The organism is Hafnia alvei, from assembly GCF_900095695.1.
Taxonomy (GTDB): domain Bacteria; phylum Pseudomonadota; class Gammaproteobacteria; order Enterobacterales; family Enterobacteriaceae; genus Hafnia; species Hafnia alvei_B.
Genome location: NZ_FMIQ01000006.1, coordinates 454,342 through 467,792 on the forward strand (window position 1 = coordinate 454,342; position 13,451 = coordinate 467,792).

General features: G+C 48.9%; 11 protein-coding genes and 1 tRNA gene. 4 read left to right on the forward strand and 8 right to left on the reverse strand.

What is annotated here, in order from left to right; genetic code table 11:
* Positions 1–26 precede the first annotated feature (26 nt).
* Entirely contained in the window at positions 27–869 is an 843-nt protein-coding gene (sseA, locus tag BN1044_RS03720) for a 3-mercaptopyruvate sulfurtransferase (protein ID WP_072307591.1), read from the reverse strand.
* Between the two features lie 60 nt (positions 870–929).
* The gene (locus BN1044_RS03725) at positions 930–1,472 is read right to left on the reverse strand and encodes an N-acetyltransferase (protein ID WP_072307592.1); all 543 of its coding nucleotides are present in this window, start codon (positions 1,470–1,472) and stop codon (positions 930–932) included.
* 347 nt (positions 1,473–1,819) lie between these two features.
* On the opposite strand from BN1044_RS03725, the gene tyrR reads away from it, so the two are divergent.
* Positions 1,820–3,406: a transcriptional regulator TyrR gene (tyrR, locus tag BN1044_RS03730; protein WP_072307593.1), complete on the forward strand. Its 1,587-nt coding sequence runs from the start codon at positions 1,820–1,822 to the stop codon at positions 3,404–3,406.
* Between the two features lie 70 nt (positions 3,407–3,476).
* Here the strand turns inward: tyrR and tpx are convergent, their stop codons facing one another.
* Positions 3,477–3,980 carry a thiol peroxidase gene (gene tpx / locus BN1044_RS03735; protein WP_072307594.1) on the reverse strand — a complete coding sequence of 168 codons (504 nt, stop codon included), beginning with the start codon at positions 3,978–3,980 and terminating at the stop codon, positions 3,477–3,479.
* Positions 3,981–4,267: 287 nt separating this feature from the next.
* On the opposite strand from tpx, the gene ycjG reads away from it, so the two are divergent.
* Positions 4,268–5,245: an L-Ala-D/L-Glu epimerase gene (gene ycjG, locus BN1044_RS03740; RefSeq protein WP_072307595.1), complete on the forward strand. Its 978-nt coding sequence runs from the start codon at positions 4,268–4,270 to the stop codon at positions 5,243–5,245.
* Between the two features lie 8 nt (positions 5,246–5,253).
* Here the strand turns inward: ycjG and mpaA are convergent, their stop codons facing one another.
* Complete coding sequence (mpaA, locus tag BN1044_RS03745; RefSeq protein WP_072307596.1) at positions 5,254–5,973, reverse strand: murein tripeptide amidase MpaA; 720 nt, start codon at positions 5,971–5,973, stop codon at positions 5,254–5,256.
* A gap of 261 nt (positions 5,974–6,234) precedes the next feature.
* Between mpaA and BN1044_RS03750 the strand changes: the two genes are divergently transcribed.
* Positions 6,235–7,851, forward strand: a complete 1,617-nt coding sequence (locus BN1044_RS03750; protein WP_072307597.1) for a peptide ABC transporter substrate-binding protein — start codon at positions 6,235–6,237, stop codon at positions 7,849–7,851.
* On the opposite strand, the gene BN1044_RS03755 is transcribed toward BN1044_RS03750, so the two are convergent.
* Positions 7,841–9,283 carry an MltF family protein gene (locus BN1044_RS03755; RefSeq protein ID WP_072307598.1) on the reverse strand — a complete coding sequence of 481 codons (1,443 nt, stop codon included), beginning with the start codon at positions 9,281–9,283 and terminating at the stop codon, positions 7,841–7,843. The two genes, BN1044_RS03750 and BN1044_RS03755, sit on opposite strands and share 11 nt — an antisense overlap.
* Before the next feature lie 381 nt (positions 9,284–9,664).
* Between BN1044_RS03755 and BN1044_RS03760 the strand changes: the two genes are divergently transcribed.
* Entirely contained in the window at positions 9,665–10,666 is a 1,002-nt protein-coding gene (locus BN1044_RS03760; protein WP_072307599.1) for a L,D-transpeptidase family protein, read from the forward strand.
* A 209-nt stretch (positions 10,667–10,875) separates the two neighbouring features.
* Here BN1044_RS03760 and BN1044_RS03765 read toward each other — a convergent pair whose 3' ends face one another.
* The 3 genes from BN1044_RS03765 to BN1044_RS03775 form a co-directional block, all read right to left on the reverse strand.
* On the reverse strand, positions 10,876–11,112 hold the full coding sequence (locus tag BN1044_RS03765; protein ID WP_025801233.1) for a major outer membrane lipoprotein: 237 nt from the start codon (positions 11,110–11,112) through the stop codon (positions 10,876–10,878).
* A 302-nt stretch (positions 11,113–11,414) separates the two neighbouring features.
* A complete protein-coding gene (gene pykF, locus BN1044_RS03770; RefSeq protein WP_025801234.1) occupies positions 11,415–12,827 on the reverse strand; it encodes a pyruvate kinase PykF in 1,413 nt (470 codons plus the stop codon).
* Positions 12,828–13,372: 545 nt separating this feature from the next.
* A tRNA-Val gene (locus tag BN1044_RS03775) sits at positions 13,373–13,449 on the reverse strand.
* Between the last annotated feature and the right edge of the window lie 2 nt (positions 13,450–13,451).

Consider the following 13,451-nt stretch of genomic DNA (forward strand, 5'->3'; position numbering starts at 1 on the left):
AAAAATCGATGTTGTACATAGCGGTATCAACGACTGATAGGGAGCTCTTCTCTTGCTCCCCATTCGCTCCACGAACCATCATAAAGTGCCACGCCGTTGACCTGTAACGTGGTCAGAGCCAGAACCACCACCGCTGCAGTGACGCCAGAACCACAGCTAACAATAATCGGCTGTTCAAAACTCACGCCCGCCGCGGCAAAAATCGTTTTCAATTCTTCGTGTGGTTTTAATGCCCCGTCTTTGACTAAATCGCCCCACGGTACGTTATGGCTGCCGGGGATGTGGCCTTGGCGTAATCCCGCTCTTGGCTCGGCGACTTCCCCTCTAAACCGCGCAGCCGCACGTGCATCAACGATTTGAGCACTTTGAGTTTGGGTTGCCAGCAAAACGTCGTTGGCGTTTTTAATCACGCGTGGGTCGAGCTGAGCGCTGAAGGACGCAGGTTTAGGCGTTGGCAGGCCGCTTTCTAGCTCGCGGCCCTGTGCTTTCCATTGATGAAAGCCACCGGCCAATATCGAGACTTTTTGGGCACCGAAAGTGCGCAGCATCCACCACGCACGCGGGGCAGAGAACAGGTTTCCCTCATCATATACCACCAGATGTTTCTCCCGATTTATTCCCAACGCTTGCATATCAGCAGAGAATTTTTCGGCCGACGGCATCGTATGAGGCAATGGGCTAGCGTGATCGGAGAGGGCATCAATATCAAAAAACAGCGCACCGGGTAGATGTGAAGCGATAAATTCAGCATGGATATCGCGCAGATTTTCTTGTCCGGCGAGAGGCATACGTGCGTCGATGAGTTGAATATCATCGTCGTTCAAATGTGCTGAAAGCCAGTCGGCCGTAACGAAAAAGGTGTTTGTCATGGGAAATAATCATCCATTTAATCTAAGAAAATCTCATTGAAACAATATCTAAGCCGTTATTTATACCTCAAACGCTACAAGGTGGTAATCTTTTCCATCGAAGCGGAAGCGTGTGACATCGCTCATGCCAAGTCCTTGAATGTGGGCAACCAGCGAGTGTGGATTATCGTCGGCGATAAAGGCTAAACCCGCGTCGTATTTTCCATGCATATGCGATTTTACCGCGGCGAAGAGCTGAGAAAGCACGCCAGCGCCGCGAAAACGACGTGAGATGCACACGGGACCATACAGAAAAGGGCTGAGTTCGGTCATTGGACGTTGATTGAGCGAATGGGTTTCGGCCTGTTCAAGCAACGCATCAATCACTGGAGGGTGAGGTTTGGCGCAGGTCGCGGTCATACAGACGAATCCAGCGACGGTTTTGCCTTCAACGGCAACTAAAATGCCCAGTTTGCTGTTGATGGCTTCAAGCTGCGCTCGGCTCATTTGTGAAACGATATATCCCTGTTGGAGGTTTTCGGCATCCAGATTTTCAGGCGTGTTCAGTCGCTGAATTTCCAAAATGCTATCATAGTCTGTAGGGACGGCCTGTCGGATGATCATATGCTGCACTTCCCCTATTTATATCTAAAATGTGTGATGAATAGGTGATAAGATTCTGCTGTCTAGACATGATGATATAGGCATGATGCCTACCTAGAAGATAATTATATAGCTTGTAGTAACAATTGTTGAGGTGTCATTGCGCTAGTTTATAGTTAGCTAAGTTGTAAATCAGAAATGACTGGCTGGATAACAATAGAAAGATCTGTCAACTTATACTGACAGTTACTGTTTCAGTTGTCGTACAATCGCCATAATAACGAGCGTGATGTAGGGCAATTGGTTTTCTCTCGTGTATCTACACGTATGTTTTACACACCGTAATATGCAGATTAAGGTCAAAACTGATGCGCCTGGAAGTTTTTTGTGAAGACCGAATCGGCTTAACCCGAGAACTGCTGGATCTGCTGGCAGCGCGTAATATTGATTTACGTGGGATTGAGATCGATACCATCGGTCGTATCTATTTGAATTTTAATGAACTTGACTTCGAAGTCTTCCGTCAGTTGATGGCAGAGATTCGCCGCATCAGCGGTGTCACCGACGTACGCACCGTGCCATACATGCCGTCAGAGCGTGAACATCGTGCAATGTGGGCGCTGCTAGAATCACTGCCAGAGCCGGTTTTCTCTATTGATATGAAGGGGAAAGTTGAGCTGGCAAACCAAGCGGCGTTAATGCTGTTTGGTACCACGGAAGATAAGATCTGTAATCAAACCGCGGGTGGACTGATTGGCGGCTACAACTTTTTGCGCTGGCTGGAGAATGAAACCGTTGCTCCGCATGCCGAAAAAGTGGTTATTCGCGGTCAGGATTACCTGATGGATATCACGCCAATCTATCTGGGTGAAGAGCAGGGTGAAATGTCTGCGCCGGTAGGGGCGGTGGTGGTGTTGAAATCGGCGGTTCGCATTGGACGTCAGTTGCAAAACCTCGCGGTCAATGACGACAGCGAATTCGAGCACATTATCGGCGTTAGCCCGAAAATGCGTCAGGTGCTAGATCAAGCGCGTAAGCTCGCGATGCTAGACGCGCCTTTGCTGATTGTGGGTGATACCGGTACCGGCAAAGATGTGCTGGCTCGCGCCTGCCATCTGCGTAGCCCACGCGGTAAGCAGCCATTCCTTGCGCTGAACTGTGCGGCGTTACCGGATGACGTTGCTGAAAGCGAACTGTTTGGCCACGCCGCGGGTGCCTATCCGAATGCGCTGGAAGGCAAAAAAGGTTTCTTTGAACAAGCCAACGGCGGTTCGGTGTTGCTGGATGAAATTGGCGAAATGTCGCCGCGCATGCAAACCAAACTACTGCGTTTCCTCAACGACGGGACGTTCCGCCGCGTGGGTGAAGAACACGAAGTGAGTGTAGACGTTCGCGTTATCTGTGCGACCCAGAAAAACCTGATCGATCTGGTGCAACGTGGATTGTTCCGTGAAGATCTTTATTATCGCCTTAACGTCTTGACGCTAAATCTGCCGCCGCTGCGTGAACGTACGCAGGACATCATGCCGCTGACCGAGCTGTTTGTATCGCGCTTTGCTGATGAGCAGGGGATGCCAAGACCGCGTTTGGCGCCTGAGCTGAACGCGTTCCTCAGTCAATACGGTTGGCCGGGCAACGTTCGTCAACTAAAGAATGCGATCTACCGCGCGTTAACCCAGCTTGAAGGCTATGAGTTGCGTCCACAGGACGTTGTTCTGCCTGAGTTTGAAGCTGAAATGGCGCTAGGCGATGAAGTTCTGGATGGTTCACTGGATGATATTTGCAAGCGCTTCGAGCGTTCAGTGCTGACCCGTTTGTATCGCAACTATCCAAGCACGCGAAAACTGGCAAAACGCTTGGGCGTATCGCATACCGCGATTGCCAATAAACTACGCGAGTATGGCCTTAGCAGCCGGCGTCATGTGGAAACACACCCAGACGCAGAAGAGAACTAAAAAAAACGCGGTGCTGAAATAGCACCGCGTTTTTGTTTCTATCGTTACAACAATCAATATCGCAACAATTTTACTTCAGCGAAGCTAATGCCGCATCGTAGTTTGGCTCTTCGGTGATTTCGTTTACCAGTTGGCTATAGACCACGTTGTCATTGCCATCTAAAACGACCACGGCACGTGCGGTTAAACCAGCCAATGGACCATCGGTAATGGCTACGCCGTAGTCATGCTTGAAATCGCCGCCACGCAGGGTAGACAGTGTGATGACGTTGTTCAGGCCTTCAGCGCCGCAGAAGCGAGACTGAGCGAAAGGAAGGTCGGCCGAAATGCACAACACAACGGCGTTATCAGTCTGGCTTGCCAGCTGGTTGAATTTTCGCACTGATGCTGCGCAAACGCCGGTATCAATGCTTGGGAAGATATTCAGGATTTTACGTTTACCAGCCAGACTTGCCAGATCAACATCGGAAAGGTCTTTAGCTACCAGTTTGAAGGGTTTGGCTTTATCGCCAGCCTGAGGGATTTGGCCTGCTACGTGCACTGGGTTGCCTTGAAAATGAACTGTCTGCGTCATTATGGTATTTCCTATTACAGTTAGTTAACACGAACTAGAGTTTACGCTAACACGATAACCTTGAATATACGAACAATTTTAAATAGCTACGTATACCCTTCATACTTCATGCTGCATTTTTGTTAGCTGCATTCGCACACCCGAATCACTTACATAAGTAAGCTCATCGGGATGCGCTCACTTGCTGCCTCAATGCAACATGAATTATTTGGGTATAACATTATGATGTTCTTGGCTAATACTTCAGCTATTCGCATCCTGCATTTTATCAGCGCTAAGGAATAAGTATGAAAACAATGCGTTTTTATTCAGAAGTCTGGCCTTTGCATACGCCTTTTGTGATCGCTCGGGGCAGCCGAACCGAAGCTTACGTCGTCGTCGTGGAAATTGAACATGATGGCGTGGTTGGCGTCGGTGAATGTACGCCCTATGCGCGCTATGACGAAAGCGTGGACTCTGTGCTGGCGCAGCTTGCCTCGGTGAAATCAGCCATTGAGAATGGCCTTGATCGCCGTGAGTTATTAGCGCGATTACCCGCAGGCGCAGCGCGTAACGCGGTTGACTGTGCGTTATGGGATTTGGTGTGTAAGCAGACTAACACCACGCTGTGGGAGCAATGTAATGTCACACAGCCAGAACGTATTGTGATGGCGCAAACCGTGTCGATTGGATCGCCGGAGCAGATGGCCTCCACCGCGCTTTCTTTGTATCAGAAAGGCGCTACGCTGCTGAAAATTAAGCTCGACGATCACCTTATTACTGAGCGATTGATGGCGATCCGCGCCGCTGTGCCCGAGATGACGTTAATTGTTGATGCCAATGAGTCTTGGCAGGCCGAAGGATTAGCGGCGCGCTGCCAGTTGCTGGCCGATGTTGGGGTGGTGATGCTGGAGCAGCCTTTACCGGCGAACCAAGACGAGGCGCTAGCTCATTTCATTCATCCCTTACCGGTTTGCGCTGATGAAAGCTGTCATACCCGTGATGATTTTGCTGCGCTAAAAGGTCGCTATGACATGATAAATATCAAACTGGATAAAACCGGTGGTCTGACTGAGGCAATAGCGCTGCGGTCATTGGCGCAGAAAGAGGGCATGGCGTTTATGTTGGGCTGCATGATTTGCACCTCTCGCGCTATTCGTGCGGCTTTGCCGTTAGCGCCAGCGGCCAAATTTGTTGATCTTGATGGCCCTACGTGGCTGGCGCAGGATGCCAGCCCTGCGCTGAATTTCAGCTGTGGTGGCATTCAGCTTAACGTGCCAGCGTAAAACACGGATTATAAATCGTAGTCGATCAGCGCCAGCAGTGCCGGAAGGTATTTTTCGCTGGCGAGATCGGCAGAAATCGCGGGTAGCTCTAGCGTGATGCAGGGCAGGCTGAGGTCGGCACACCAGCTACCAAATGAGCCCGGCGTTTCATACCCTACGTTGCTCACTAAGGGCAGTTCAAAATCGGCGGAAAGTTGCTGTCCGAGCAGCGTTTGGTGCGGATCTTCCACGCAGGCCAAAGGCTCATGTAGCGAAACCACCCACGCCGGTTTTAAACGGTGAATGAGCTGGCAAAGCGCCTGCGTTTCAGGTTCTGAACCCGCCGCGTCGCCGGTGGATAATTTAACATCACGTTCGCTGCTGGCGCTGTTCCAGCGATAAACGCTATGACCGGATAGCCAGTTAGCCGCGGGAAAATTACGATTGAGATCGACGCCCGCAGAATTTGCTCGTAGTCCTAGCTGACAGCCGTCAGGATTGACTGCCAAAATGACATGGTGGCGTTGTTGCATCGGCTGCAGACTGCGCAACGCGCAGGACAGGGCGATGACCGCGGTTGTTTCGTCACCGTGAGTGCCGGCAATAATCAGCCCCGTATCACGATCGGGCTGAACGGCGGGGAAATAAAGAAGCGGCGCACCGAGCAGCGAGTGTCCATAAGTGACCGCCGTCGCGCTAATTTGGCCGCGTTCGGAACGAGGGCGGATCTGTTTTACACCATTTCCCATGCAACAGGTTTCCCGTAATAGTAGAATAACGTTGTCATACTTGAAGCTGCATCTGTGCTCGCCATCTGCTTGGATGCACTCCAATTATTTGGGGCTAAGTCTGAATAATTTCCGTCTGTTAACCTTCTTATTAAGGCATACTTTTTGACCTCAGAAAACGTTCGCAACGACAAAAATAAACGAGCGTGAGGAATGAAGGTGTCTGGGATTAGGGAATGCCGCCGGCCGTGCCAATGATTTTGGATATATAGGGTTCCATTTATGCATCTTTTTCGTATTACTGCATTATCCGCATTGATTGCTTCGGGGTTCGTTTCTGCGCAGGCCGCGCAGGTTCCTGCGGGAGCCGTATTGGCTGAAAAACAAGAGATTGTTCGTCATATTAAAGATGAACCTGCTTCGTTAGATCCGGCAAAAGTGGTGGGATTACCTGAGGCGCAGGTGGCGAGAGATCTGTTTGAAGGGTTGGTTAATCAGGGCGCAGACGGTAAACCGACGCCGGGTGTGGCCCAGAGCTGGAAAACAACCGATAACAAACGCTATGTGTTTAAACTGCGGGAGAACGCCAGGTGGTCGAACGGTGAGCCGGTAACGGCCTATGATTTTGTTTATAGCTGGCAGCGTTTAGTTAATCCTAAAACGCTGTCGCCGTTTGCTTGGTTTGCTCAAATGGCGGGGATCGCCAACGCTGAAGGCATTATTAGCGGTCAAGTGCCGGTACAAAAGTTAGGTGTTGCTGCGCCAGATTCGCATACGCTGGTGGTACAGCTGAATAAGCCGGTGCCGTTCTTTGTAAACCTGCTGGCTAATTTTAGCCTGTTCCCCGTACCGCAGAAAACGATTGAAAGATACGGTAACGATTGGACTAAGCCAGAGAATTTGGTGGGCAATGGCGCATATGCCATGCAGGAGCGGGTCGTTAACGAAAAAATCGTGTTAAAGCCTAATCCGTATTATTGGGATCGTAAAAATACCGTTTTAACTAAGGTGACATTTATCCCTATTAACCAAGAGTCGGCGGCAACCAAGCGCTATCTGGCAGGGGATATTGATATCACGGAATCCTTCCCTAAAAATATGTACCACAAATTAATGAAGGATATTCCTGAACAGGTCTATACGCCGGACCAGCTAGGCACCTATTACTACGCGTTTAATACCCAAAAAGCACCGCTCAATGACGCTCGCGTGCGCAGAGCGCTTTCGTACGCCATCGACAGACAGATCATTGCTGAGAAAGTTTTGGGTACCGGCGAGAAGCCTGCCTATCACCTAACGCCGGATGTGACCGCAGGATTCGAGCCTATACCGCTGGCTATCCAGAAAATGACGCAGGCCGAACGCAATAAACAGGCTAAAGCGTGGCTGAAAGAAGCGGGCTATGGGCCGAATAAGCCGTTAAAACTCACCTTGTTATACAACACCTCTGAGAACCACCAAAAAATTGCGATTGCGGTGGCTTCAATGTGGAAAAAGGCGTTGGGTGCACAGGTAAAACTGACTAATCAAGAGTGGAAAACCTATATCGATAGCCGCAACACCGGCAAATTTGATGTGGTTCGCGCGTCTTGGGTGGGTGACTACAATGAAGCATCGACGTTCTTGACGCTGTTAACATCGAGCCATAGCGGAAATATCGCCAAATTTAACAGTCCCGGATACGACAAGCTGCTAAAACAGGCCAGTGAGGAAACTGACGCAGGTAAACGTAACGCCGACTACGCGCAGGCTGAACAGATTCTGGCCGACCAAGCGCCGATTGCGCCCATCTACCAATATACCAATGGCCGCTTAATTAAGCCTTGGGTGAAGGGGTATCCGATTACTAACCCTGAAGATGTGGCCTACAGCCAGACGATGTACATCATTAAGCACTAGGTTTATTGGGAGCAGGCGAAATAGCCTGCTCTTTCTTCTGTTGCTGCTGCTTGATTAGCGTGTAAGCAACGTAATATTTGAAAATATTACTGACGTACTGCACCGTTTCATTCCCTATTTTTAATTGCGCCACGCGCTCTACGTTATTAAACCAACGGTTAGGATCAAGCCCCATCAGCTTGGCCTGTTTTCTCAGTCTCTCTATTTTCGCAGGGCCTGCATTGTAGGCTGCAAAGGTGAAGAGCATTTTATTGAGCTCATCCATGGGCTGATCGGCAAAATAACGGTCTTGCATAAAACGGATATATTTAATTCCCGCATTCACATTCGGTTCTGCCTGTGAAATATCGCCGACTTTAAGATCTTTTCCCGTGCTTGGGAGTATCTGCATAATGCCAATGGCGCCGCTATGGCTCCGTTTACGTTGGTCTAGCTGCGACTCTTGATATCCCTGAGACACCATCAGTAGCCAGTCTACGCTGTACTCCTGTCCGTACTTTTGGAAAATGGTGGTGAGCTGATTAAATTTTGCGATCTCGTTTTCTGATGTCGCGCTTTTTACCCACTTAACGCTGCGCAAATATTTATAAACCTGCTGGTTACCAAACGACGTGCCTAATTTGTGCGCTTTACAAAATGGGTTAAGGACGGCGAGCAGCTGCGGCGAATTTTTCCGCACGGCTAAGGCAATATTGCCGTCGCTTCGCAATGCGAATTGGTCGTAGGTTACCAAATTGGGATAGATTTTCTGCCATAGCAAGGCGAGATAGCGATCGACAACGGTATAACCTGCCAAATTCGCATTTACCATTTCTAAAATATCTTCAGGCTCGAGATTACCTGGGGCATTAATGACTTCAACCGGAGCCAGTTGGTTGCTAGCGAGGTGTTGATTAAGCTGCGCAATGCTCTGTACATAGCTGGTGGATGGATTGATAAAAACGCTTTTGCCCGCTAAGTCATCTCGCGTTGTTAGCGCGGGTTGAAGTTTATTGGCCACCACAACTTCGTGCACGCCGCTGGCTAACGGGATCGTGAAATCAACCAGCTGCTGACGCTCTGGTGTAACCGTAAGGTTTGCGGCGATCAAGTCGCCTTTCCCCGCCAATAAATCAGGAATAAGCCTATCGCGTGAGGTGGGGATGAGAACGATGTGGATCTTTTTATCAGGCTTAATGCCGTGATTAAGTGTTTTATCAAACTGTTGCATCAGCTCAACCATCAGCCCACGCGGAGTGCCTTGGTTATCTAAAAAATAGAAGGTTTTGCTGTAGGGGATTAAAACACGAACGATCCTACGCTGTTGCATGGCATCAAAATCACCATAGGCAGAATTGATGGTGGTAGGAAGCGAAAGGGTTTTACTCGGCGCTGCGTGGCTCGCGGTGCCAATGGAGAGGAAAGCAATGAGTAAAAATAGGCAGCGCACCATATTTCCACCTAAATATTTCCACCCGAATCGGGGGCTGGAAGAGGGATGGGCGAGAAGTCGCACAATTTGATTAATTATAGTTGCTGGTAGTTCAGCTGCGGTTTTTTTGTGCAGTCCACATCGTTAATATGCGCCGAACAACAGATCAATCTGATTCACGGAGGTTAATTTTTTGTGCATATTAGCAGCGAAACCGTTAACAAACTGAAATGTATAGCAAAAATATTTTAGTAACGCATTGATTTACTGGCATTTAAATTGCCTTTTCCTCTCTGGCTGTTAGTATAACGGGTGTTTATAAAACGGGCAGTTCTACAGCCTTGTACAATTAATTGATTATCCTTCGGCCTGAAGGGTAGCTGATAAGACTGGGAATCAAGCATGAAGCGTGCACTACCTCTTGTAACTATGTTGCTTTCGGTATGGATGGCAGGGACGTCTGTCGCCAATGCAACCGAATATCCTTTACCGCCGCCAGACAGCCGTTTGATTGGCGAAAACACCACGTTTACCGTACAGAATAATGGCAAACCTCTAGAGGATGTTGCCGCGCGCTTCCAAATCGGGTTGCTAGGGATGCTGGAAGCCAATCCGGGTGTCGATCCTTATTTGCCGAAACCGGGTACGGTTCTGACTATTCCGACTCAGATGCTGCTACCGGACGCGCCGCGCGAGGGGATTGTCATCAATTTGGCTGAAATGCGTTTGTTCTACTATCCGAAAGGACAGAGCAAGGTCGTGGTCTATCCGATTGGTATTGGTCAGCTGGGGCGAAATACGCCAGAAATGGTGACCAGCGTTTCTCAGCCGATTGCTAACCCAACGTGGACGCCAACGGCGAACATTCGCAAGCATTATAAAGCTGAGGGCGTCACGCTGCCTGCGGTGGTACCTGCTGGCCCAGAAAACCCGATGGGGCTGTTTGCCCTGCGTCTATCCGCGCAAGGTGGGGTCTATTTGATTCACGGTACTAACGCTAATTTCGGCATTGGAATGCGCGTCAGCTCCGGTTGTATTCGCCTGCGTCCTGATGATATTGAAGCATTATTCAAAACCGTTCCGAAAGGAACCCGAGTGCAGATTGTGAATGCACCGGTGAAAGTGTCGGTGGAGCCTGATGGCAAGCGCTATGTAGAAGTGCACCAGCCGCTATCACGCACTGAGAAAGACGATCCGCAAACGATGCATATTGCGCTAAAGCCTGCCGCGAAGAAGTTTGCTGATAGCCAACTAACCGATCGGTTGGTGTTTGACGACGCAGTGAAGCGCCGGTCAGGTATGCCGGTGATTGTGAACCACGGTCAGGAAGTGAAATCAGAGCCTGAGACGAACGCTGTGAAGATTACGCAAGCTGAGGCGACGTCGACTAGCGTAGCAGAGTAAAAACTATCAGCGAGCGTTGAGCGTAGTCTTACGCCGTTTAACAGGGATACCGCAAGGTGTCCTTTTTTTATTGCTGTGATGTGGGCATGTGTCGGGCTTAAAAAAGCGGGCTATGCGCAAGTAGAAAAAGAGGAGGGCGAGAGGGTGTGGAATCGAGAGATAAAAAAAGGCGCACCGAAGTGCGCCTTTATTACATGACTCAAGAAATATTATTTCTTGTATTTAGTAGCCATGTTGTCCAGACGCTGGTTAGCGCGTGCTGCGTCGTCTTTAGCAGTCTGCACGTCAGCGCGCATTGCGTTAACGTCGTTGCTCAGCTGATCAACTTTGGTGTTCAGAGTCTGAACATCAGTAGACAGTTGGTCGATTTTAGCATTGCTTGAACAACCAGCCAGCATAGTAGAAGCCAGGATTACTGCGCCCAGTACCAGTTTAGTACGATTCATTATAAAACCCTCTAGATTGAGTTAATCTCCATGTAGCGTTACAAGTATTACACAAACTATTTTCTAAAGAGAATAAATTTTTCGTACTTAATCGCTTTATTTTGATCGTTCGCTCAAAGAAACGCCTTCTTTTGCCAAAAGGTTAAAAAAAGGAGAGAAAACAGGTCATTTCTATTGGATTCATCTTATTTGATTTGAAAATTAATTATAATAATAATACGAATTCAAGAGGAAAAAATGCTGTACAAATGTAAAAAAAAAGCGCCGGAAACCGGCGCTTGATATATTGAGAATAAATGCTATTAGAGAACGTGCACAGATGCCGTGTTGGTTGTGCCGCTGGAAACCAGTGCGCCAGAAACCATAACGACGATATCGCCTTTCTGAGCCAGTCCACTTTCAACCGCAACTTCTTTACCAATACGGTAGAAATCGTCAGTAGAAGCGATCTCTTTAACCAGCATAGGAACAACGCCTTTGCTCAGGATCAGCTGGCGCGCGGTGACTGGGTTAGTAGTCAGAGCTAGGATCATGGCATCTGGGAAGTATTTACGAACGGCTTTCGCAGATTTACCACCGGCAGTCGCTACCACGATCAGTGGAGCATCCAGTTTTTCAGCAGTTTCTACCGCGCCACGGCAAACAGCTTCGGTGATGCGCAGTTTACGGCTGTCGTGCAGAGTATCAATGCGGCTCTGCATTACGCGGTCAGTACGCTCACAGATAGTTGCCATGATGCTAACGGCTTCAAGAGGGTATTTACCCTTAGCACTTTCACCAGACAGCATCACTGCGTCAGTACCGTCCAGAATGGCGTTAGCTACATCGCCTGCTTCTGCGCGGGTTGGGCGTGGGTTTTTGATCATGGAATCGAGCATCTGAGTTGCAGTGATAACAACTTTACGTGCACGGTTACATTTTTCGATCATCATTTTCTGAGCGAAAATAACTTCTTCAACTGGGATTTCAACGCCCAGGTCACCACGAGCAACCATGATGCCGTCAGAGGCTTCCAGAATTTCGTCGAAGTTGTTCAGACCTTCTTGGTTTTCGATCTTAGAGATGATCTGAATGTTTTCGCCACCGTGGGCTTTCAGGTGCTCACGGATTTCCATGACGTCAGAACGTTTACGGATGAAAGAGGCCGCAACGAAGTCAACGCCTTGTTCGCAACCGAATACCAGGTCACGTTTGTCTTTTTCAGCCAGCGCTGGCAGTTGGATAGAAACGCCTGGCAGGTTAACGCCTTTGTTTTCGCCCAGGTCGCCTGCGTTCAGAACCTTACATACCACTTCAGTTTCTGAAACTTCGATAACTTCCATACCGATCAAGCCATCGTCAACCAGCACGGTGTTGCCGATTTTCAGGTCAGCGGCGAAGCCAGGGTAGGTGACCGCAACGCGGCTGGTGTTGCCGATAACGCTCTGGTCGGTGGTGAAAGTGAAAGTCTGACCAGCGGTCAGCGCAGCGTCTTTGCCGCCTTCCAGTTTCATGGTGCGGATTTCTGGACCTTTAGTGTCCAGCAGGATCGCGGCTTTCTTGCCGGTTTTTTCCATAACAGCGCGGATATTTTTGATGCGCTGTCCGTGCTCTTCATAATCACCGTGGGAGAAGTTAAGACGCATAACGTTCATGCCTGCGGTCAGCATGTTGTTTAGCATTTCTTCGGATTCGGTCTTAGGACCGATGGTGCATACAATTTTGGTCTTTTTCATGAAGTTTAATTTCTGCAAGTTGTGATGGATTGAAAAAACAGAGTGTCCAAGGCATTGCCGTGGGCAAGAGATGAAGCCGATAAAACGATGTTGCTTAAAAGGTTAACGTTGCCTAAAAATTTGAACGTCGGTAATCGGGATGTAGAAACATGACTAAGAATAGATGACAGCTGAGGGATGGATGCGGAAAAGTGTTCTCCGCGTTTAAGTATTGATAAGCGCGAAAGCATATATGAGTTGTAGTTTGCGTAGCGACAGATCAAGGGCTGAAACCATTCAATTGAAATGACGTTTCGTATTATACGGTCTTAGTCTTAGAAATGACAACGAATTTGCCTCAATCAACACGTGATTAGTTAAAAAATCGACGATTGCTGCGCAAATGTAATAAATCCATTGCGTTTGTTGCGCAACAAATGAAACCACCGCGATAATAACATTTAGGCCAGCAATATGTGGATGAATGAGTGATAAGGAATTGTTCTAAAGTTTGAAATAGATAGGGTAAGGAAAGGTTTTAGAAAGAAGGCGATATCGAGATTGAATGGTGCGTCCGAGTGAACTCGAATCACCGACCCCCACCATGTCAAGGTGGTGCTCTAACCAACTGAGCTACGGACGCAT